Here is a 24,194-nt window from a genome sequence, read left to right on the forward strand (position 1 = left end):
TAGGTATAGGTTATGGTTTCGGAGCCTATGGTCTGGGTCAGCAGTCTGCCGTGTATATCATAGGTGTAGTTTATGGTTTTTCCGTTTCTGTCTGTTTTTGCAGCCGGTGTTCCATCCGTATTATAGATACTGGTTTCTGTTTTTGCAGGGTTGTAACTGTAATTGCCCGGCGTTCCTGTACGGCCACCCTGGTCGATGCGTTTTGATACTTTGTTGGCTGCATTGTACTCATAGGTTGTTATGTTGCCTTTTGCGTCTTTTTGTGAAAGCAGGTTCCCGTTCAGGTCATACGAATATTCCGTACTTTCATTTTTGGCGTTTGTTACTTTATTCAGCCTGTTGTATTCGTCATATTGGTAGGTGGTCTGGTTGTTTCTTCCGTCTTTCTTCGTTGCTATATTGCCCAATTCATCATAGGTCTGGCTGGTTGTATGGCCTTCAGAATCTGTTGTTGTCAGCAGTCTGTTGTTTTTGTCATAGGTGTATTGTGTGGTTTGGTTTAACGCATCATAGGCTTTTTCCTGTACATTGTTATGGTTGTATTCCAGCTTCTGTATGCTGTGGCTGTATGCGTCTTTTTGTTCTATCAGCCTGTTCAGGCCATCATATGTGCTTGTGGTTGTGTTGCCCCTCCAGTCGGTTTCGGCGGTCTTGTTGCCATTGGCATCATATGTGAATTTGGTTTGGCGGTCCACTCCCGATACCGTCTGCCTTGCTGCTATGAGCTTATTTTGATGGTTGTATATATATTCTTTTTCATTTCCGTTTGCATCTGTGGAATACCTTACGTTTCCGTTTTTATCGTACCTGGAGCCTGTGGTTATTGCTTCTGAGCCGTCCTGTGCCTGCTGTGTATGTGTCAGTATATCTCCCTGATTGTTATATGTATAGGTGTCAACTGCTCCTTTTGTATCCTTCTGTATTTTCAGTCTGCCCATCACATCATATTGGCAGGTTATTTCATTTTGAGGTATTGTTGCATCTCCTGGGTATACTGCTCTTCTTACCTTACCTAATGCATTGTACTGGTATGTTGTCGTGTTTCCAATTGCATCTGTTTCGGTAAGCAGATTGCCCAAATAGTCGTAAGTGCTGGTTTTTAGTACCGTTTCTGCCGCAGTTGAAGTTTTCCTTACTCCTATTTGTGTTATGTTTCCCGCATCGTCATAATAATAGTTTGTAATGACTCCTTTTGCATTTGTTTCGGAGGTTTTATGTCCGAGTGCATCGTAGCTGTATTTTGTTGTAAAACTCAGTCTTCTCTCTTTTGATACGGGATCCAGTACCGTTATCGGTTTGTTTGCCAGATTGTAGGTGTATTCCGTTCCGTAGCCTGTGTTTATCTGTGTATCTATGCCCGTTTTGTCTGTTGCTGCTTCGAAGCCCAGCCCATCCAGTACTTTTACCGGATTTCCGTTGTTATCGTACTTGTATGCCTCCTGTACTATTCTTACCTGCCGGGTTGTCCATTGGTGCGTGTCAGTATCCAGTCTCTTTTCCTCTCCCGCATATGTTTTGGTTTTTATCCTGTCCATCAGGTCATAGGTATATTCCACTCTGTTCATCTGATCGATTGTCTTTGATGAATCATAAGCATTTGGAGCTACTTCGGCTGTTTTCCTTCCCGCCCTGTCATAATAGAAGGCTGTTGTATTATTGGCAGCATCTGTGGTTCGTACCAGTAATCCTCTCTGGTCGTATGTATATGTTGTTATATTTCCATTCGAATCAATTTTCTCAATTGGCTGGCCCTGCCAGTCATATTTTGTTGATGATGATATATTCGTCTGATTGCCGTATTCATCCATGCCCGGCCGGCTTACGCCGGTCTGGTTGTTCATATTGTCATAGGCATATGTGGTTGTAACGTTGTCCGGAGTTGTCATTGTCTCAAGGTTGCCGTTCTGATCATAGGTATAAACCGTTATTACACTGACATCTTCGGTACTGTTGATATCATTGCCTTCAAAGTCCCCTGCTTTTATGTGTTCAGTTTTTTCTGCGACCTTACCCAAGTGATTGTACCGGTAATCTGTTACAATATAGTTTTCAGGATCTGTATATACCTTTTCCTGAATTGCGTTTCCGTCTGCATCGTATTGGTATTCGGTTTTTCTTCCTTCATTATCTGTAACGCTCCTTACCTTGCCGTTTTTATAGTACTCATAGGTTTTTGTTATCTGTTGGGTAGGTTTGCCATCTTTGAGGACCGTATCTTTTCCGGTTATTTCCTGTTTTACTTCTCCGACCTTGCTATAGAACGTACTATTGTACGTAAATCTGGTGCTGCCGCTGACTGTTTCAAAAGGAGTCCATTTTTCAGTCAATCTATTTAAGCCGTCATATTTATAATATGTAACATTCCCTTTTGCATCGGTGGTATAATTTACTGTGCCGTTTGCATTATATGTTGTAGAAATTGTTGTGCCGTCAGGCCTGGTTTCCGATATTTGTCTCCCGGCATAATCAAATACGCTGACAGTGACTGCAACTTCAGTGTCATTCAAATATTTTTTGTGTATCTGCTGAGTTTTCCCTCCTGCCAGAATTTGATAGGTATTTTCTTCAAGCAATACCTGTTCTGCCGTGGGATCTTCCTGGAAATATGTTCTCAGGGGTCTGTTTATCAGATCATATTCATTTGTGTATTTGGCTCCGTTGGGTTTTGTTTCTGTTACAACATTTCCATATATGTCATAGGTGTATGATGTTGTATTATTGTTCGGATCTGTAACCGTTCTGACCTTGCCGTTGTCGAAGTATGTATACCTGTACCCTGCATTCCCGGTATACCGGTGGTTTTGTATGTCGTCTTCCGAAGGATCGTACAATTTTGGAGATATTTCTTTTGTTTTCCGGCCTTCCGAGTCGTAGGTTATTCTGGTAGTTTCTCCTCCATCCGTCACCTGCCTTTCAAGGTTTCCGTTTTTGTCATATACATACCCGGTATTATTTCCATTTGGTGTGGTGGATTTTACAAGCCGGCTTGATGCATCGTACTCGTTAGCACGCGTGTTGTTTTCGGCATCTGTTTCTGTAATGATATTTCCATAGGTATCATATGTGTATATGGTTTTATTCCCCTCAGGATCAGTTACGGATTTTATCAGGCCTTTAGCTTTATAACCTAATGCCGCACCTTCGGAATCGGTGTAATATTCATAAGTAGTAATGGCGAACTTCTCCGTATCGGCAGTTCCATCGGTATACTGGTCGGTCCCGTTCAGCGGCTGCACTTTTTTTGTCAGATTCTTTTTACTGGAATCGTATACATAGAAGGTCATTTTCCCGTTTTCGTCTTTTTGACTTGTAACATTATTTTTTTCGTCATAAGTCATTACCCTGGTACTGGAATCTGGATTTGTAATTTTTGTCACATTGCCGTTGGAATCCCTGTCATACTGAGTTTTATTGCCATTGCGGTCAGTAACGGATTTTTCCTCGGAATATTTGTTTATTCCGTTTTCATCCCTGGTATATTCATATACTGTGGATTTGCCCTCAGCATCGGTTGAATTAATTATGCTGTAGGAACTGTCATATTTTTGTGTTGTCACCCTTCCATTGCTGTCTGTAATGGTTGTAACACAGTTTATATTGTCATATGAGTATGTAAATTCGTTTCCGTTTGCGTCTGTTCTCTTTTCAACCTTGTCCTTGTTCTCTCCGTCATGAATGTAGGTTACAGACTCGATTAATTTATAAAAACTGTCGTTTACCTCAGTCATGAAGCCTTCGGAGTCGTAGGTGTAGCTTGTTGCATTGCCCATTGCATCAGTTACCTTTACCAGCCGGTCGTCAAGGTATTCATATGTTATCGTTCTGTTGCCCGTATTATCTTTTATGCTTTTTATTAATCCATTTTCATATGTTACGGTAAAGTTCCTTCCAGCCTGATCGGTTACCCCCTGCACCCTGCCTTCGGAATCAACGCTTACGGTAACGCTGTTGCCGTTCTTGTCTTGCATTTTAACAAGATGTCCGTTTGAGTCAAAATAGAATATATCCTGCTGCTTTGATGTAAGAATATATGTTCCATCAGGGTTTTGTACCAGTGTGTTGTGGGAATCATTTGCGGCAAAGGTTCCGTCACTGTTCATCTTAAAGGTCTGAACACTTCCGTCGGGCAGTCTGACTTCTCTTGTATCAGTGCTGTAGAGTGAATCTTGAATGCTGCTCTCGTAGCTGAAGGTCCATCCTCTGCCGAATACCGAAGCTTTATCACTTCTGGAGTTGTAGGTTCTGCTGAAATCAATGTCATATCCCGGCGAGTCCATAGTCAGGTCGGTATAGGTACGAGAAAAGTTTCCCGTAGCAGGATTCATACCGCTAAGACCGAAGTATTGCTCGTAGCGGTAGTCCTCTATGAGAATGTTCCAGATTTTATAACTGTTAAATGTATAGCCTGAGTCTATGGGTTTTGTGATTATGAGAATGTTGAATTTATTAGAGGAAGGTTTATCAAAATCAACTGTTTGTATATTATTTCCACTTAGTATTACTTTATGAGTGCCTGAAGCATAAAAATCATTATACCAACCGTTATAATCACGTTGTGTAAAATTCCTCTTAACTTCTATTGTTCCTGCTGTTAGGGTTGAAACACCGCGATATACATATGTCTTTACATAAAAGTCACCTTCTATTAAAATATAATCTTCATTAAATGTCATATATAAATATTGCTGAGTAGTTCCAAATTCCACCGTAAAATTTCCTTTTACGTCAATCCTTCCTTTATTTACAACTAAAACTCCTTTATGATATAAATTGCCTGCAACAATTAACTTCCCACCATTTATATTTACAGAATCATTATCATTGTACATATTAAAATTAACATTACCCAGAACCTCTAATGTTTTGCCATTTAGATTTATATTATTACAAGTTAAGTCTCCTTGAATAACTTCATCTTCCGTGAGTGTCCATTTTGTATATCTTAAATCTAAAGTAGGTAATTTAAATCCATTCGTTATTAGTGTATTTGTACTTAGTTGATTGTTAACCACTGATATTCCTACACCCGGTTTATGTCTTATTTCCAGAATATTAAATCTGTTAGCATCCGGCTTATCAAAATCTATTATCTGTTCTTTATCACCACTTAATACAACTTTATGAGTACCTGAAGCCTTGAAGTCACTATACCAACCGTTATAATCTCTCTGGGTAAAGTTTCCTTTTACCTCCATTGTTCCAGCTTTTAATGATGACAATCCATTGTATACATATGTTTTTACATAAAAATCACCATGAATTTGAATATAGTCCTCATCATAGCTCATTATTAAATATTGACCTGATGTTCCTTCAACGGTATAGTTTCCATTTACTCTTATGTTTCCTTTATTTACATCCACAACTCCGCTGTGATTTAGATTCCCATCCACAATTAAATTTCCACCACTTATATTGACATTTCCGTTTATGGTTATATTGCCTTCTACTTCTAATGTTTTACCATTCAAATTTATATTATTGCAGGTTAAGTCTCCTTCAATGATTTCATTGTCCGTCAATGTCCAATCCGTATATTTCAAATTTATTGTTGGCAATTTGAAACCGTTTGTTATTAATATATTTGTGCTTAATGCATTTATCACCGTAATCGCTACACCAGTTTCATGTCTTATTTCCAGAATATTAAATCTGTTAGCATCCGGCTTATCAAAATCTATTATTTGTTCTTTATCACCACTTAATACAACTTTATGAGTACCTGAAGCTTTGAAGTCATTATACCAACCGTTATAATCTCTTTGAGTAAAATTTCCTTTTACCTCCATTGTTCCAGCTTTTAATGATGACAATCCATTGTATACATATGTTTTTACATAAAAATCACCATGAATTTGAATATAGTCCTCATCATAACTCATATTTAAATACTGACCTCCGCCAGTAACAGTATAGGCTCCTTTTATTTCGACTTTGCCCTTGTTTATAACTATTATTCCACCTGTTTGTATTAAACTTCCATAAATTATAATTGTGTGGCCATTCAGATCCAGCGTCCCCCCGGACAGATATACATCTCCGAAGACCTTGTCTTCGGTTAAGGTCAGATTACTTTTGATATAAGTAGCTGCAATTGTACTCACTGTCAGCGGATTGCTGAGTGCCGATTCATTTCCTGCTTCGTTGTAGGCTTTAATTTTATAAACATATGCCTGCCCATCTGCCAATCCTTTATCAGCGTATGTTACAGCAGATGTTGTTGTTACCAACACATCATCCCTGTATATTTCATATCCTGTAGCTCCCTCCACCGCTTCCCATGACAGATCTATGGATATGGCAGATGGAGTCGCCGTTATATTTACAGGTGTTGAAAGCAAGGTATACTTTTCCACTCCTGTGCTCCATTCACCGCAGCCTCCGGCATTAACGGCTCTTACTTTAATTGAATAAAGTGTATTTGGACTTAGCTCATTAAAGACAAATCTGTTTTGGGTCGTGTTGGTAATATCTCCGTTTATGGAAATATCATAGCTTTCAGCTCCCTCTACAGCATCAAAGCTAACTGTTAAGGTCCTGTCGGTTGCCGCTGCCGAAACATTACCAGGAATATTCAGCTGTAAAGCCGGCGTACTCACCATTAACGTTTCGCTTAAAACCGACTCATTGCCAGTTTCGTTATATGCCTTGATATTGTAAACATAAGTTTTTCCGGCTGTTAATCCCATGTCGGTATATATATTGGCAGCTGTTGCCCCTACCTTTATGTTGTCCCGGTATATTTCATACCTTGTGGCTCCGGCTACGGTTTCCCATGACAGATCTACAGATATGGCAGATGGAGTTGCCACTATGTTTATTGGTGTTGAAAGGAAGGTGGAATCGGTGCTTGTTGTCACTGCTCTATCAGGTTCTGCTTCATTTGTATCTGAGAGTATATCTGTATCAATTATTACAGACGGAGTTTCTTCTTTATTCGAAGCTTCATTAGCTGAAGTTTCCTTATCCGGAGCATCCTTAACTGAGGTATCCTTATCCAAGGCTTCTCTATCCGCCGCTTCCTCCATTGCAGCCTGTAATTTGCCCGATGTTACAATTAACTCGGAACTAAAGCCGGACATGTTTCCATTACGGCTATATGCCTTTACTTTGTATGTACAGGAACTGAACTGCTCCAAAATCATATCTTCATATGCATTGGTATCGGAGCCGCCTATTTCCACACCATTGCGGTATATCCTGTAGCTGTCGGCTCCTGGTGAAGCTTCCCATGTTAACTCTATGGAAGTATTTGATTGATTTGCCCTAAGCCTGGCAGGTGCAGCAAGCAGGGTATACTTATTTACTTCCCTGCTCCATTCACCGGCATAAGCCTTACTGATTGCTCTGACCCTGACAAAATATTGGGTGCCGGATTTAAGGCTGGAATATGTACGGCTTGCTGCCGCAGCCTTGGTAATACTACCATTCAGGGATATATCATAACCTTCCGCTCCTTCAACCGCATCCCAGCTAACTGTCAGACTCCGTTCTCCCGGGATAACCTCAACGTTCCGGGGAATGGCTATTGCTGATGCGGTTGTCTGAACTGCCGGTGCACTTTGCTTCACTGCTTCAATCGCTGAGGCCGGCGGCTCAATTGCCATTTCTTCTGTTCCGGCACCTCCTGCCGGATTTATAGCATTTTGTCCAATATTGTCCGATTGAACGGAATTGCCTGTTTGTCCGGTACTGCCTGATGCACTGCTCCAGTCACCGTTTCCGGCCATTCTGTTCTCACGACTGACATTTTCACGTATAACACCTGAATTTGCACCCTGCATTCCCATTGCTGAAAAATTAAATGTTTGCAGAAGTAAAATAAAAACCAAGAGTACTGCTAAATATTTTTTACAATCCGGCATTTTTCAATCTCCTTTATTCTACCAAAAATACTTATTTTTAACTTCTCAATACAAATTATTATAGGCCTGATTGTAATTTTTGTAAATATTATGCAATATTATGGATACTGAACAAACAACCAGAAACTCCGTTTCCGTAGTTTCTGGTTGTTTAAATGCATCTTAACTTTATTTTACTGGTGCTTTATTTCTATCCTACTGCCGTAATCCGGTATCCTGCCACCTTACCGCCAAGATTGTCTACTTGTACGGTAAAGTCCCGATTTTACCTAAAAGATACTGCTGGAGTATGGCAAAATCAATGGCGTCAACCGAACCGTCAGCATTTGTGTCGGCTGCCTCCACACTTGGTAAAGTACTTGTCTTTCCCAGGAGATAACTTTTCAGCAGAGCACTGTCCAGCGCATCAATAGCATTATCCTTGTTTACATCACCGCATAAAAACGATGGCGTTGCACCCCATATCTTAAAGTTACCGCTTAAATGAAGCATTCCAAGCATATAAAGCATTCCGTCATAATAGCGGTACTGCCCCGAGGGAACAGCAGTATTCCACAATTCATCTACAAAGGGCTTTGCACTCTGTACATCTGAAGATAAAGCTGTAACAGCATTCATGGCTACCAACCCCGGAGAATGGTCGTTGTTAAGCTTCGAACCTGCCAGTGTGTAATTGCTTCCGTGAGTGCTTATACCCTCTTTTTGGAAAAAGCTCTGAATTCTTGGAGCAAATGTTGTGGAGGCCCAGGCATCCTTTTGCCACCAGGCATAATCTACACTGATATTCAAAGCCACCCTCCAGGCGTCATATCTGAAATCGGCATGCCCCGAACTCCAGGAAACATCCTTGGGCGTTCCGTCAAAGTTAGCATAGTCGGGATTCAATCCTGTTGTGGCATGTGTCGACTTCTTGAAGAATTCTCTGCTTGTTGCGGCAATCCTGGTCCAGGTAGTTCTGTCATTCGCATCCTTATCCCATAATGCCCATAATTCATAAAAAGCCGGGAGATGGTAGGAGGGATCGGTAAACGTTGCAGAACCGCCATTAGGGCAGAAAACAACCTGATTCTGTGTTTTATCGAACATATTCACCCCAACACCGTCATCTGCCTGATGCAGCATTGCATCCAGTATGGTCTGCGCTTCTGCTTCATAGTTAAATATCCCGGTTCCGTTGCCCCACCTGCGTGCCGCAAAGAGGAGAGCCATTGCAAAATACTCATCCCCGTCCGACGCAGGTGTTGTATCAATTATGCCGCCATTGTAGTTGCACTGCCAGGAAAAGAAACCCTTATACTGCCCCGAGCTTTGATACATGTGGTTTCTTGCCCATTTCCACAGCATGTCGAACTCCTTCTTTTTATCCATCTGGACACATATCATCATACCGTATGACATACCCTCCGAACGCACATCACTATTTCCGGTATCTCTTATGTAGGCCTCGTCACTTCCCGACTCATAAAATAACCTCTGATTGTTGGTATCCCCCTTGAAGAACTTGTCAAACATGGAATCCAGCTTGTCCTTTACCTGAGTCTCTGTCCTGCCTGTCTCAACAAATACATTCCTGTAACTTCCCGTGCTGTAATAGCCCCCTGTTGCTGCGTTAAGTGAGGTTACGGGTACAGCTGTAAACACGAAAGTCAAAACCAGCAAGTACGCTAAAACCCTTTTCATGTCAAATACCTCCTTAATAAATTAATGAATTTTGTACTGCCTGTCCAATTGTAAATCCTTACTGCTCCCAGGGCAGTTCCGGAAGCTTCAGGAATTATACAATTGAACATTGATACAAAAATTTTTACCAGTTGTCTGTAACAGGTCCGATGTCCAATCCAGATATTTTTATATAAACCGTATTTTCGGCGTTCAGGTGAACCAACTGCAGTCCGTTTACCTGCTTGCCGGAAAAGAAGTTATTGTGCCGAGAAGATACATTCTAAGCAATGCAAAATCCAGTGCATTGACGGCCTCATCTCCATTTACGTCCGCTCTGCTGTATGCCTCCTGATCCAGTTCAATACTCCCCAGCAAATATCTCCTCATAATTGCAAAGTCTATGGCATCAACACTGCTGCTGCCGTCTATGTCACCGGGGATGATACCGGTTACTATGGGTTCTATTCCATACTTGAGACTTCCTTTTACATATGCCGTGATTTTATGGTTTTCACCTGGGTCGCCTGTTATTGAAGAATCATACGAATAGTCATTTGTCTGGTCATAATCCGAATTGCTCTGTATTCTGAAAGGTATTGTTCCGGTGCTTCCGCCGGGTGCAAGTTTTCCGACAGCATTTGTGAAGCCTATTTCACAATACGTGTCGGCACCCGACACCGGGTTGTTTATGCTGAAGAAATTCCCCGTTACCTTCTCAGCTCCGAAAGCAGCATAATCACAGGCAAACGAATTATCCTGGTTGCCGTCGCTTGTAAACCAGTAGCGGACCTTTATGTCGGATAAATTTACGGGAGCAGTTCCCGTATTCATAATGCTTATGGCCGACCTTATGGTATTTTTTGCAGAATCCGGGGTTCCGCACCTGTATAATACCTTGATTGAAGCAGGAGCCGTCCCGGGGTCGTCCGGATCGTCAGGACCGGGTTCCAATTTGGGAGCTTCCTCACCGTATACCAGTACTCCGTTCAAATATACCGGCACATTTGCGGTAACAGCATAGGTTCCGGTAACGTTCATTCTGCTGTAGTCGTTTGAGGAATCCCAGTGAGTGAGATAATTGGAATCCTGCTTTGCTCTGAAGGAAATTTGCAGTTCCCTGTCTCCGTAAATTTTACTTCCGCTCCAATCAAATTCATAGTAATATGTCCCGGCGTCATCCCATTTGAATGGCCCCCTGTATTTTATGGGGTCCTGCTGCAGGGAAATCTGTTCGTCATACTCAACGGCAAATATCACATCATTAATATCCTGGCCGTTTTTTATCAGTTCACTTATATTGAAGAAATATTTCACCGTCATTCCGGTCTCATAATGCGGAGGCTGGCTGGATTCATTGTGCACCCGCAAAACGATCTGCGTACTGTCCCTGGTTTCTCTTTCCACCCGGGCCTCGCAGTAGTAATCGTCCGTTCTTGCTTCCCGGGGCGGGAAATCGGCTATTGGCTCCTGCCCCTGGCCGTAGTATTTGTACAAGCCGGCACAGGCGCCTACAAATGCGGCATTATAGTCAACGGCAACTTCATTGTAGGCATACTCGGTGGTTGAATCTATGTGATAATCGTTTTTATCCGGTCCGCCTGCCAGTGCTCCCCATAATATATGCCTGTGTTCTGCAGGATCATTCATGCTGTTTGTTTTTGAGCCGTGGGCAGCCCTGTGGTGCGGATGATGGGCATAAGGCAGGCCCTTTTCATAGCCGTAGCCGACTATATACGAATATCCCATGGGATTCCTCCCCATAAGGTACTCCATCTGGCTTCTGGCCCACTGGCCGAAATCAGTCCTTTCAGGATGGTTCTTCATATACACGAGTGCACACAGCTGAGCCGCCGTATTGTAGCGGGCAGAGCCCCAGCCGTTTATCATTGTATATCCTGCCGGTGAAGGTATTGCATAATTCCTGTCATTTGGGTCTTTATGCTTTGCTGCGCCTCCCGACAAATACTCGACGTTCCAGCTCGCAATAAAGTCGAACAGCTCATTCTCCGGCAACAGCTGGTTCAGCTTCAGGAATACTCCTGCCCAGACCGCATCCCAGCAGTGGGTCCAGGAATTATACCAGGTATTGGTGTTAAAGGTTTCGGGTATTATCCTTTTCATATAACCTGTGTAATTTCCGGCAGAATCAACCGAATCTATATCCTTTACATAGTCCGCATTTCCGGTGCACTCATACAGCCATACCGCAGCCCAGGCCAGTTCATCCTCATCGTAGTCGGAAATATAATAGCCGTCGCCATTTGCCTTCCCCCTGTATTTCTTTGCAAATTCATACAATGCCTTTGCAACCTCCAGACACTTCTGTGCATATTGAGGGTCTGAATCCCTAAAGTTCAAATACGAGGTGCAAAGTGCCGCAGCAGTGCTGGCACAGACATCACTCCCGGGAGTTTCGGCGGTGGCAAAATCCGCCGGCCTGGTTCTGGCATACTCTTCGGGATACAGCTCCGGCGGTCCCCAGTAGCTGTGGTCGACATCCCCTTCACCCACCATATAGCAAAATGCTATCAGATTTCCATCCTTATCAAGAAAGGAGCAGCGTAAAAATGTATCGGTGAAGTACCTTAAAATCTCAATCATATGCTGCTCTTCCCCTATTGCCTTAAAGGAGTCCCTGAATTCATAAAAGCCCCACCCCAGGGTTCCTGCCGTATAGCTCTGAGGGAGCCCGAACCTGACATGGTCGCCGGCATCGTGGAAGCCGCCGTGTACGTCCACCGTTCCGTCTCCGTCAGGATCAAGAATACTCTTGTACTTTTCAACAAAAGCAGAAGAGAGATTTGTATATTTAAAGGGAATTTTTGCATCTCCCTCATGGCAGGAGCCCCTCCATTCAAGCCTGCCGCCTTTATCATAACCGGCATCGGCACCGCATTTTTCGGCATCATAAAAATAAAGTGATTTTTGCAGCGCTTCGGCAAAATTGAAGTAATTGTAATTCTCCCAGTTCTCAACAGCCGCAGCAGCCGGATCGACCGGGGATTCAGGCAGGGCTTCTGCCGCTGCCGCACTGAATGTGAAAAACTGTACCGTAATAAGGCATAAAACCAAAAAGATTGACAGAGTCCTTCTATAGCTGTCCTTATGTGTCCTGTACATCTTTTTTCCCTCCTTAAGGCAAGATTTTAAATAGGCAGTTTATCGATTTTACCAAGCAGATAAAGTCTCAGATTTGCAAAATCTATTGCATTTATCTCTCCATCCTTATTGACATCGGCATTTCTCAGGTTTATCCCGGTAGGATCGGTATTCAGCAGGTACTTCTTCAACAGGGCAAAGTCAATTGCGTCCACCTGCTTGTCGTCATTCAAATCTCCGTACAAAATTTCCTCCCCACCCGAGGGATCCTTGCCGTATACTTTTACACCGCTTTTGTATACCGGGATATTTTCGGTCTTTTTATATGCATCTGTCAGCCCTGCTGTGGAAAAGTCATTTGAAGAATTCCAGAGAGTACTTTCATAATTGTTAATGGCAAATTGCACATAAGTTCTTGCATACAGCTGCTGACCGGGAAAAGTTACTTCCACATAATATATGTTTTTGTCCTTGTCCCAGGGCTGGATTGCAGATATTTGGGCACCTGCAGGAGAATAATACACTTTGGTAGTGAATTTTGAAGGATTTATGCCTGCCGAAGCATATTCCGACAGGTCCATAAAATATTTGCAGGATAACCCGGTCTCATACTGCGGCGGTGCCGTAACAATATTGTACATGTTAAGGTCCACCGTAACCCCCTGATTATTTGCCTTATATATTTTAGCTTCGGTATAGTACTCGGTCGGCTGGCCCTCAATACCCGGGGTGGCTTCGGGCAGCTGGTTTTCTCCGAAATACCTGGACATTCCTGCCAGTGCGCCCACAAATCCCGCATTATAATCCAATCCGGTTTCCGAATAAACATACTCATTGACATTGTCATGATATTGATCGTTTATGTCCGCTCCCCCCACAAGAGCACCGTATAAAATATGCCTTTCGGGAGTTTCCTTCTTTTCATCGGCAGGAGGCCCTTCAAGCATCCCGCTTGCAGCCCTGTGGTGCGGGTATTTGGGATAATTGTCACCGAAGCCTACCTCATAGGACATATGGTTGGGATTATCCCCGAGAATATAGTCGATTTGTCCCTTTGCAAAGTCAAGACACTTTTTGTCGCCGGTATATTTGTAGTAAACCAGCTGAACCATGCTCTCGGCTGCCGGATACTTGCATACTCCCCAGCTGTCCAGATATTTTAAGCCTCCCGGAGTGGTTTTAATACCATTTTGCCAGTAGTTCAGATGTTCTTCTGCAATTGTTTTATATTTGGGATTGCTTGAAAGTGTCGCAAGCTTTATAAAAACTCCGGTCAGGACATAATCCCAGCACTGGGTCCAGTGGTCGTTGAACATGTTGTCCCCGCCTATGTTCTTCTCCACCATCAGCTTGTCCACATTATCCATATATGTCTTATCGTTTGTGGCCACATAGAGCCAGATTGAACCCCACATAAGTTCATCCAGGTAATCCCTTGGAAGATAATAGCTCTGTCCCTTGCTGTTGCCCCTATAGGTCATGCCGAAGTTATAGAGATCTTTTGCATAAGTAAGGCATTTATCCGCATATACACTGTCCCGGTCCTTGTAGTTCAGATACATGAGAGCAAGGGCGGCAGCAGCATCACCTGCCACATCCGAGCCCGGATTTGACGGTGTTGCAGCGTAATAGGCAGGCCTGTTGTTTGTCTGGAGCTCAGGAGGTCCCCAGTACTGATGATCCACATCCCCGTCACCCACCTGGTAGTAAAATGTGGTCTTATTTGGGAAACATTTCATGAAATAATCGCAAAAATGCTTTAAAATATTCAGCATATACTCATCCTGCCCCTTGGCAATGAAGGTATCTTTGAATTCGTAATAGGCCCAGCCGAGAGTGGATGCCGATGCACACTGAGGCAATCCGAACTTGACATGGTCTCCGCAGTCGTGAAATCCTCCTGTCAGGTCGATTCCTACATCCTTTCCGTCTTCGATATGGCAGGGCCCGCGCCATTTTATCCTGTTGTTTCCCGCATCAGGGCCGCACCAGTTAGCTTCATAAAACAGAATTGATTTGGCAAAGGCATCAACATAGTTGAAGTTTGTTCCGGCTGCCGCAGCAGATTGCGGAACTATGCTCACCATGAAAACAGCAAGCAAAACAAGTACACTTATCCTTTTCATTATTTACCCCCTCCTATAAATAAGTTTAGTCTCCCGAAAACTTCAAATGCTTTCGAGGTGTGGTAATATTCAAAGAATTTATCTAATAACAGCTGCTTTTGAAATTTGTTGAATTAATTTGTAGCAAAACCACAATATTATTATACCAAATATATACAAAAATGTAATATTTTTTTATTAATAAACTTGACTAATCCTGTCCGGGTAAAAATGAGCCTATATTAAAGAAAACTGCTGCATTTTATATATAGATCATTGCCATTGCCATTATTTGGTAAATACAGGAATTAACAAAGCCAACTTCAAGGAATATACTTCTAAATATAAATATTTGCAACTTAGATATATTTGATTTTCAAAGTATATCTAATGCTTATTAAAAAAACAGCAGAGGAGTGACGTAAATATGGATGCATCCCAATTTTTCCCGGATTTTAAAAGAAATTTGGTGGGTCAGTATGAGGAATGTGCAGGATACCGGTTATTGTGTAAAAACCAATCCTTTGACCCGTATAATGATTTGAACTGTGAGGATGACATGAAAAAAGTTCCTTTTGTAACCACAACCCTTTTCAAAAAATCAAACATGCTCTTTAAGGAACTTCTCAGATTAAAGCCGGATGAGATGGATAAGTGGACAGTCTCCAGCAGTACAACCGGCGATCCCAGCATTGTCGGCAGAGTCGAATCCGACATTTCGCAAATAAAAAAATTTGCCGAGTTTCAAAATGATATTTTTCATCCGGACGGAGGTTATGACTGTGTGTTTTACCCCCACCCCCTTGAGATGAATGAGTATGCCAGTCAGCTGATCTCCGGAAAACCCACAGAATCATATATCGGAAATGTGATGGGTATTTTTAAATTCAGCCGGAATACCGACTTTTTATTAAAATTAGTTAATAATGAATTTGTTCTGGATATTGATACCTTTATAGCCTTCCTTATCCGTCATAACAATAAACATGATGATTTAGCCATAAGAGGTTCAACTCTTTTACTCTACAACACCGTAGAAAAGCTGAAAAACGAAATTCCTCCCGTCAAGCTGGGAAGGAATGCAATTGTACATACCGGGGGAGGAGGCTGGGACGGCAAAAAGGGAAATATCACCTCCGAAAAGGAAATTGAGCGTTTCAGATTTGTAGAAGAAATCTCCAGCTTTCTGGGCATCCCTGAAGAAAATTTTCTTGATACATACTCCTTTACCGAAAATAGTGCTCCAATTACCGGACATTATTCAAAAGAGTTCAGGGACTACTATTTCCATGTGCCGGAATGGGCAAGGGTAATTATAAGGGATATAAGGACCCTTGAACCTCTTGATCAAAGGGGAGCAAAGGGCTTTATTCAGGTTTTGAATGCTTACGGCACAAATGCTTACGCCGGAGCATCCGTACTGGTGGATGATATTGCCGAGATTATTTCAACAGAGAGCTGTCCGGATTGCGGACAAAAGTGTATGACCCTTAGTATCACCGGAAGGGTAAAAGGCTCTGAGGCAAAAGGCTGCGGCGCTACATTGAGTGTAAGGAGTGAAGTGGCATGAGAATAGAATACTCAACAGGAAGTAATATTATAAAAAAGAAAATAAACGGACTTGAACTGGAATTGGCTGCTGCTGCCGAAACAGAACTGGCAGAGGAAATAGCACGGCTTAATTCAAATAAGAAAAAGGTCCATGATATCACACTTGAAGAAACCGTCAGCATACTTGATAAATGTGCAAAGCTTTGGCTGGATGGAAATTATATGGCAAAGCATTTGGATATTCTTTCCAGGATAGTAAATCAAAGTCCCGAGCTTGTAAAAATGGAACTTCAAGGCTCGCTTTCCATGCTTCTCAGAGAAAATACCGAAAAGATGATAAAGGAGGAGCTTGGCAGCCTTCATGTCCTGGACAGCTGGGTAAAGACGGGTTACGGCTATGTGCAGAGGCAGCCCAGAGGAACTGTTTTTCACAATATATCGGGCAACGCCTTTGTAGTAATTCCGGTGAGCCTATCAACAGGGCTTCTGACGAAAAACTGCAATATTGTTAAAGTATCGGGAGATGAACCCTACTTTGCATATGCATTTTACAAAAGCCTGTGTGAAATAGACGAAAGTATTGCAGACAGACTGTCGGTCGTATATTTTGACAGCAGCCAGTCCGGTATTTACGAAGCGGTTATTAAAAACTGCAACAGTGTCGTCCATTGGGGCGGGGAACAGTCCGGAAAAAGCATTGCCGAAATATGCGCGGCACATGGTGTTGACCTTATTACACACGGTGCAAAGATAAGTTTTGAAGTGATCGATGAAACGGAAGACATTCAGGAAACAGCCCGTGAGGCAGCGACGGATATCATACTGTGGGAACAAAAGGCCTGCCTGTCACCACGGATCGTTTTTGTCAACAAGGAGCTGGACGGAATAAAATTTTCACAAGCCCTTGCCAGCTCCCTGAACAGTCTGGCCTCTGCTTTCCCAAAAGCGTATCTGTCTCCGTGGAATTCGGTTAAAACCATACAGGACAGGCAGTACTGCATGCTGAAATACGGCTTGAAAAACAAGGTCGAGGTATTTTCTTCATTTAATGCCGATTACACGGTTATATTGAACAGTGATATGCCTGATAAGGAAGATATGGATAAATGCTTTTACAGATTTGTATTTGTCTGCCCATACCAAAATATTTCGGAGGTATACAACTATGTTGAAGGAAACCTCCGGTCATATCTGCAGACAATGGGATATTGCGGGACTAATGAAAATTTCCTTGAAGATATGTCAAGATTGGGAGTGAGTATAATTACACGTCCCGGTAAAATGTCCATGCACTGCCCCGGAACATCTCATGACGGAATCTTCAATTTACAGGAGATGACCTATGCAGTGAGCCGGCAGCTTTAAAAAATCAGTAAAGCAATTAACAGTAAAATAATTATTAAAAAACATTTATATGAAAGCAGGTGTTTTTATGGATTTAAACGGCAGAAAAATCATTTTGACCGGGGCTTCTTCGGGTATCGGAAAGGAAGTATTGAAAGAACTTTCAAAATATAATACCCACGTAATAGCAGTTGCCAGAAATATAGACAATATACCCGGAATAAGCAATAGAATCATACCCTATGCCTGTGACGTTTCAAGCAGGGAAAATGTCGATATGCTGTTTGAGTATGCAGGCAAAACCTTTGGAAAACCCGATATCTTTATTGCAAATGCCGGTTTTGCCTATTGTGAGGAAATATGCGAGGCCGACTGGGAGCATATCGAAAATATATACCGTACCAATGCAGTATCTCCGCTGTATTCGCTGGAAAAAATGAAGGTGTTGAACAGAGGGCGGGAATATTCCGTAATTATCACCTGTTCGGCTGTCAGCAGGGTTGCCCTGCCGGGTTATTCACTGTACTGCTCCACCAAAGCAGCTGTTCATTCCTTTGCAGACGTATATAGATTTGAAAAAAACGACAAAGGGCATCTTTCAATTGTCTATCCCATTGCCACCGCTACCAATTTCTTTAAAACCGCCGGCAATATGGCTCCCGTACCCTGGCCTGTACAGCCGGCCCCAAAAGTGGCCAAAGCGATAGTTAATGGAATTTTAAAAAACAAAAGACTTATTTATCCGTCAAAATCTTTTGCAGTTGGAAATACACTGAACAGGGTTCTCCCATTTATATATTATTTTTATTCCAGAAGTAATGCCGCAAAATTTAAAAGATGGCTTCAAGCAGAGCGGCGGCTTATTAGTTCAAGTCCTCCCAAGTAATATAATAGTCTCAGTTGCAAAAAGCTCTTTTCATATTCTGTCCGGAATACTGAAAAGAGCTTTTTGTATTATAATTGTGTTAATTATCTATAATGTGAAAAAGATACACTTCTCAGCGACTGCTAACCGGAATATAATAATCAAGGATTATATCCCCATTTTCATCAGGCGCAGTAAAGCGCGGACAATTGTACAATTCCATACACCATTTCATTTGGTCGCAGCTGTAACCCTTTTCTTTAACGGCATTTTCAGTTAAGAGATGTGCACAGGAACAGACATCAGCTACGTTTTTACCCCTGACCCATCCGATTGCCGCCTCTGTTTCTTCCAGTTCCCTGCTGCAATAGCCATCCGGAACGGCTGCGCCTTCTTTCATTAACATTCCGGCTATGTAGGAAAAATCACCGTCACCTTTGTCCCAGTCAAGCATTACACCAACGTATGCATCGTCATAAACATAATCAGCCTGCTTTTCAAGCAGTGAGAATATATCGTCGGCAAAACACTTGTCCCAAAAAGCGGGTATCCTGTTGTCTCCCTTCATATGAGCCTCCATGTTATACCTGAGCTCTTTTCCTACCAGCTTAAGTTTTGGTAATCTTGATATTTCGAAATTGACCAGTTCTCCCATTATCCTTCCTCCCGCTTTAATTTTATGGTTCTTGAGCGCATACACTTTTTTACATGCCCTTGAACATATAAAATATATCACAAATAGTTACAATTCTGAAGCATATTGTCATTAAGTTTATTTTTGTACCGATATAATTTCTGGGTTATTTCAGCTCCATAAATTTTTCCCATTCTCCCAATGTAGTAACCTTCTTATCTCTCAACCGCATACGGTAAAAATCAATATATCCCTGCAATATACCATATTCAGAAGATGCTGAACGCTTCATTGCGCCAAAGGTTTGCGGCAAAGCCGGATAGCATGATATAAATTGAAGCTGTTGTGTTTCCAGATCATACTCCCAGTATTCAAGTACTGCAGGAAGGTATTTGCTTGTAAATCTAAAAGAACCTTCCTCCTGGGAGCTGCCCCTGTAGACATATTCAAAACTTATAGAATAGGATAAATGTATCCTGGAATCACCGTCATAATCTGCCGAAGAGGAAAAATATGTATCAGCCTCAGGCTGAACTGATTGAGGAAAGAATAAAGTACTGCCTTCTGCAGGATAATCCCCGGCAACCAATCCATCCGGCTTGTACCATGTTTCATTAAAAATTTGTAATCCGGTGCCATGATTTGCCTCATGTTTGACAACCAACCAGTATTTTGTATTATCGTTGGATTTTTCAACCCTGTATTCCGGTTTAAATCTTTCCTTCAGGTAGACAAAACCGTCAGCTGTCCATTTATCTCCGCTGTTTGAAAGCATAACGTAAATATACAAATGCCCCTTATTTATCTGCAATATTGCAACTGTTTTGTTCCCAATACTGAAACCACTGATTTTAACATCTGAGTAGTTCGAACCGGTATATTCTTCGATGGGTACTTTTGCCATTATTTTATCATAAATACCGTAGGACCGTAAAAGGTTGTCCACCTGCTCATTGTCAATACCCATTTCTCCGCCTTTTTCAAGGTTTTCAAACCGGGTAAAAGGGGATAACACCTCACTTGACTTCGCCGGTGACTGTGAATTTAATGCCTGACCGCCGGTTGAAATGGAATTACAGGAAGTCAAAATAAAAATGACGACAACTAAAAGCAATAATTTTCTTATGATTTTCATTTACTTTCCGCCTTTCATAAAGCATTGAGCAGCCATGCCTGCTTTCAATACTTCTATAAATACCATGTCTCCCGGACTGCTTATTTAATTTTACAGCTTATTTCCATTATATAAGTTACAGAAAAGAAATAATACTTATTCAATAACACATCTCTTACCTTGTATTATGGATTTTATTAAAATATAATTAGACTGAAATATTGGGCAGAGGTAAAATCTAAAATTAATTTTGGGAAAGGCCGCTATGAATGAGCATTATTATGAAAAATTACTTAATATAAGAACATTGGGAGATCAGAAAGTATTTAATGAATCTGTTCACTATCACAGATATGAACCAACCTCCTATCCGGCATTGGAGATATTGTCGCAGCAATATGAATTTACACAGGAAGACAGTGTGGTTGACTTTGGCTGCGGAAAGGGAAGGTTCAACTTTTACGTTAATCACTTTTTCAGCTCCTCTGTTACAGGGATAGAAATGAATAGCTACTTTTATAAGCAGGCTGTTGAAAATAAAAAATTCTACTTCCAGACAAATAAATATAAAAAGGACAATATTGATTTTTTAAACTGTTTTGCCGAAACATATCACATTAAATCAACAGACAATAAATTTTATTTCTTTAATCCTTTTTCAATGCAAATATTTGCAAAAGTAATAAAAAATATTCTGGTTTCTGCCCAAACAAATGAAAGATCAGTAGATATTATACTTTACTATCCGTCTATGGACTATATTTATTTTCTGGATACCACCTCCCCTTTCACACAAAAAAAAGAGATTAAAGTACCTCATATGTGCGATACTGATCCCCGTCACAGGTTTCTGATATATGGGATGTAATATCGCCGGTAATTACATTACTTTCCGATATTCATTATAAGTTATGACCACATACAGAACCTGTGGTAGTCGTTTCACCCAATTTCTCTTTATCTAAAACAATATATTCGTTTCCCAGGCCGTGAGTTTTTACAAAATTGTTCAAGTTTGCCCTATTCAGCATAATATATTTCATATCTTCAAAGGTTAATTGAAGCTGGCCTGCATAATACTCACTCTGTTTTACAAATGTAAATCCGCATTTTTCTATAACTCTTCTGGATTGATTATTAGATGAAAAATGGCCGATGGTCAATGCATCCAGTTTGCATTCATCAAAACAAAACCTGATCACAGCATTTACTGCTTCAGGCATCAAGCCCCTTCCCCAATATGCTTTGGATAAGACATATCCGATTTCTTTAATTTTCAAATGTGCGTACCTGTTCTCTTCATTAGCCCAGGAGTTATGCAGCCCCAAAGAACCGATCACTTTCATATTTTCCTTATTTACTATTGCAAAAACATTTTTTTCCGAGATGAAAGACTGCAATATTTTCCTGGAAACCTCGATTGAATCATGATGTTTCCAACCCGCCATTTCTCCGACACCCTCAACAGACGCATATTCGTAGAAGTCGTTTACATCTGTTTCCCGCCATGCCCGCAAAATCAATCTGTCGGTTTCCAGTTCCGTTTTTGTAACATCAATAGTTAAGTCCATGTCATCACCGCCTGATAAAAAGATAATTTATATTTTTCTATTATACAGAATGGAGCCATAAAATGGAACTCAACTTAAGTACCTATGTAAAATATTTTTCCAATTTATGATATATGTCAGGACCCGGTTCAATACCAATGCTGTCCAAAGCTGAGAGAAAAGCTCCTGCAGCCGGCGGAAGTGCCGGAACTATAAAATAGGCCTTCGGCACTTCTCTGTGCACTGTGGTAGTAAGTTCATCAATAAGCAGAGGATTATCTCCCTTATAAACACTTCCGCCAAGAACGACAGGTACTTCAAGATTTTCCATTCCCAATTTCTTTATTACGCCTAATATCATTTCACCAATAACATGCCCCATATCTATAAGGAGTTTCTGGCACACGCAATCTCTGGCATTAGCAAGCCTGAACACCAACGGCGGTACACTTTTAAGTTCCTCCTCCTTCACAAGCCTCTTCGGATAAAACCTTGTCAGTAAATTTTCCATATTGTCAACACCGAAAAGCGGAGGTATTTCTGTAACCAGGGCTGTACCCCTGCCTGTGCCTTCATGGGCCCTGAAGGCATGGTGAAGAGCCTTCTCGGTTATATGCCCGCCTCCGCCGTAATTTCCCAGTTCATAGCTGAGCGCACTTAAAATTGTCCTTCTCCCGTCAGGGCTGCAGGCTCCGGCATTTGAACCGGTGCCGCAGATGGAAACTGCACCCCAGGTGCCTTTCAGACCGCTCCTCATACCTATCCAGGCATCATTGACAACTTTGAACGTGCCGGCCTGAAAAATATCCCTGCAAAGCTTATTCAAAAACTCAAAATCAGATGGAAGGTCAGCACCGGATAAACCCAGATACACATATTTCATATCCTCAGTTTTAAGCTTTGCCTTTTCCAAGGCTCCTTTATAAACCTCCTTTATAACGGCCTTTGCCTGACTTTTGCCGGCAGTCTGATGATTGGAAGCGCCGAGGGTATAATCTCCAAGGATATTACCCTTGGTATCCCCGACGAGGCACCTTGTTTTAGTGGCGCCTCCGTCAATTCCTGCAACATATGCCATGATTATCGCCCCCTGAAAAAGTTTGGCAGGTATGTTTTGTTTGCTTCAATTATTTCCTCCAGCAGCGCTTGTGCGGTATCGGCGCCATGCACCAGCGGGTGGTTTAAAAGCGCTTTGAAGCCGGCAGCCCTGTCGCCGTTGACAGCAGCTTGAATGGTGTACTTTTCATACTGTTTTACACTTATAACAAGTGAACGGACCGCTTCGGGCAGTTTACCGGCGGCAACAGGACGGGCGCCGGACTTGTTGACAATGCAGTTTGTTTCAATAACCGAGTCCTCCGTCAAATCACTGATCGCTCCATTATTGCGGACATTCAGTACATGGATGCGGCCGTCGTTGGTATGAATGCTCTGTATCAGCGACAATGCCGCCTCCGAATAGAGAGAGCCTCCCCTTTCGGACAGCTGCGGAGGCTTTACATTGAGAGCCGGATCTTTATACAATTCAAATAATTCCTTTTCAACTTCCTTAACCTTGTCTGCCCTGGTCCCCTTCCCATTATTCAGCGACTCCTGTTCTTCCCTGACCATTTCCTTTTCAAAAAAGTAATAATCCAGATACGGCGACGGGATCAGCTTGAGTATGTTTACAACCTCCCTGCTGCCATTTACCGATGGTATGTTTTTCATGACATTTTCCTTGAAAAGAGCTTCTTCAAACAAGGCATCCGTTTTATTCACCCCGTCTACATATACCTTGGTTATCCATGACAGATGGTTTAACCCCACAAACTCGCAATAAAGTCTGTCTGCCGGAACATTCAGCTGTTCGGACAGGTGTCTTTCCATATTTATTGGTACATTGCAGAGACCTATACATCTTATTGACGAATAAGTATTTACAGCTTCGGTAACAATTCCCGATGGATTTGTGAAATTTATGAGCCATGCATCGGGGCATAGCTCTTCCATTTCCTCTGCTATTTCCAGTATTACCGGAACAGTTCTCAGAGCTTTGGCAAATCCGCCGGGTCCTGTTGTTTCCTGCCCCACGGTATTATACCTGAGCGGAATTTTTTCATCTGAGGAACGTGCCTCCAGACCTCCCACACGGAATTGTGTAATAACGTAATCCGCACCGTCCAAAGCTTCTCTTCTGTCCATGGTAGCCGAAATTTTGATATCAAATCCACATTTCCCAACCATTCTTTCAGTCAGCTCTTTTATTATATGTAATTTTTCTTTTCCCCCGGCTATATCCACAAGAACAACTTCTGAAGTGTTCAGTATACTCTGTCTTATAATTATTCCTTCCATCAATTCAGGAGTATAACTGCTTCCTCCTCCTATTATTACTAATTTCAACCCTTTCATGAGATTATTCT

The 24,194-nt window shown here is 41.9% G+C and carries 14 protein-coding genes and 1 pseudogene; 5 read left to right on the forward strand and 10 right to left on the reverse strand.

Going from position 1 to position 24,194, the window contains the following annotated elements:
* A partial coding sequence (locus T344_RS29895; RefSeq protein WP_422784865.1) for a fibronectin type III domain-containing protein occupies positions 1-6,689 on the reverse strand: 6,689 nt, incomplete at its 3' end.
* A gap of 124 nt (positions 6,690-6,813) precedes the next feature.
* Between T344_RS29895 and T344_RS31950 the strand changes: the two genes are divergently transcribed.
* Positions 6,814-7,206: a pentapeptide repeat-containing protein gene (locus T344_RS31950; RefSeq protein ID WP_162178042.1), complete on the forward strand. Its 393-nt coding sequence runs from the start codon at positions 6,814-6,816 to the stop codon at positions 7,204-7,206.
* Between the two features lie 155 nt (positions 7,207-7,361).
* On the opposite strand, the pseudogene T344_RS31955 reads toward T344_RS31950, so the two are convergent.
* The 4 genes and pseudogenes from T344_RS31955 to T344_RS0116770 form a co-directional block, all read right to left on the reverse strand.
* Positions 7,362-7,865: pseudogene (locus T344_RS31955) on the reverse strand (hypothetical protein); the annotation flags it as partial.
* 240 nt (positions 7,866-8,105) lie between these two features.
* Positions 8,106-9,545, reverse strand: a complete 1,440-nt coding sequence (locus tag T344_RS0116760) for a glycosyl hydrolase family 8 (RefSeq protein ID WP_027629668.1) — start codon at positions 9,543-9,545, stop codon at positions 8,106-8,108.
* 216 nt (positions 9,546-9,761) lie between these two features.
* Positions 9,762-12,647: a glycoside hydrolase family 9 protein gene (locus tag T344_RS0116765; RefSeq protein WP_027629669.1), complete on the reverse strand. Its 2,886-nt coding sequence runs from the start codon at positions 12,645-12,647 to the stop codon at positions 9,762-9,764.
* Positions 12,648-12,673: 26 nt separating this feature from the next.
* Positions 12,674-14,752 (reverse strand): glycoside hydrolase family 9 protein, encoded by a 2,079-nt coding sequence (locus T344_RS0116770; protein WP_027629670.1) that lies wholly within the window; start codon positions 14,750-14,752, stop codon positions 12,674-12,676.
* Positions 14,753-15,158: 406 nt separating this feature from the next.
* Between T344_RS0116770 and T344_RS0116775 the strand changes: the two genes are divergently transcribed.
* From T344_RS0116775 to T344_RS0116785, 3 genes are all read left to right on the forward strand, one after another.
* Positions 15,159-16,301, forward strand: a complete 1,143-nt coding sequence (locus tag T344_RS0116775; protein WP_027629671.1) for a LuxE/PaaK family acyltransferase — start codon at positions 15,159-15,161, stop codon at positions 16,299-16,301.
* Positions 16,298-17,647, forward strand: a complete 1,350-nt coding sequence (locus T344_RS0116780; RefSeq protein ID WP_027629672.1) for an aldehyde dehydrogenase family protein — start codon at positions 16,298-16,300, stop codon at positions 17,645-17,647. The genes T344_RS0116775 and T344_RS0116780 overlap by 4 nt, the downstream gene beginning before the upstream one ends.
* Before the next feature lie 67 nt (positions 17,648-17,714).
* Complete coding sequence (locus tag T344_RS0116785; RefSeq protein WP_027629673.1) at positions 17,715-18,512, forward strand: SDR family NAD(P)-dependent oxidoreductase; 798 nt, start codon at positions 17,715-17,717, stop codon at positions 18,510-18,512.
* Positions 18,513-18,624: 112 nt separating this feature from the next.
* On the opposite strand, the gene T344_RS0116790 is transcribed toward T344_RS0116785, so the two are convergent.
* Positions 18,625-19,146, reverse strand: coding sequence for a GyrI-like domain-containing protein (locus tag T344_RS0116790; RefSeq protein WP_027629674.1), 522 nt, complete (start codon positions 19,144-19,146; stop codon positions 18,625-18,627).
* A gap of 145 nt (positions 19,147-19,291) precedes the next feature.
* On the reverse strand, positions 19,292-20,260 hold the full coding sequence (locus T344_RS0116795; RefSeq protein ID WP_027629675.1) for a hypothetical protein: 969 nt from the start codon (positions 20,258-20,260) through the stop codon (positions 19,292-19,294).
* A 244-nt stretch (positions 20,261-20,504) separates the two neighbouring features.
* On the opposite strand from T344_RS0116795, the gene T344_RS0116800 reads away from it, so the two are divergent.
* On the forward strand, positions 20,505-21,107 hold the full coding sequence (locus T344_RS0116800) for a class I SAM-dependent methyltransferase (RefSeq protein ID WP_027629676.1): 603 nt from the start codon (positions 20,505-20,507) through the stop codon (positions 21,105-21,107).
* 34 nt (positions 21,108-21,141) lie between these two features.
* Here T344_RS0116800 and T344_RS28520 read toward each other — a convergent pair whose 3' ends face one another.
* The 3 genes from T344_RS28520 to T344_RS0116815 form a co-directional block, all read right to left on the reverse strand.
* Entirely contained in the window at positions 21,142-21,810 is a 669-nt protein-coding gene (locus T344_RS28520; protein WP_084331262.1) for a GNAT family N-acetyltransferase, read from the reverse strand.
* A gap of 82 nt (positions 21,811-21,892) precedes the next feature.
* Entirely contained in the window at positions 21,893-22,867 is a 975-nt protein-coding gene (locus T344_RS0116810) for an N-acetylglucosamine kinase (protein WP_027629677.1), read from the reverse strand.
* 2 nt (positions 22,868-22,869) lie between these two features.
* Positions 22,870-24,183, reverse strand: coding sequence for a 6-phospho-beta-glucosidase (locus tag T344_RS0116815; protein WP_027629678.1), 1,314 nt, complete (start codon positions 24,181-24,183; stop codon positions 22,870-22,872).
* Positions 24,184-24,194 lie beyond the last annotated feature (11 nt).

The sequence above is a fragment of the Ruminiclostridium cellobioparum DSM 1351 = ATCC 15832 genome (assembly GCF_000621505.1).
GTDB classification, from domain to species: domain Bacteria; phylum Bacillota; class Clostridia; order Acetivibrionales; family DSM-1351; genus Ruminiclostridium; species Ruminiclostridium cellobioparum.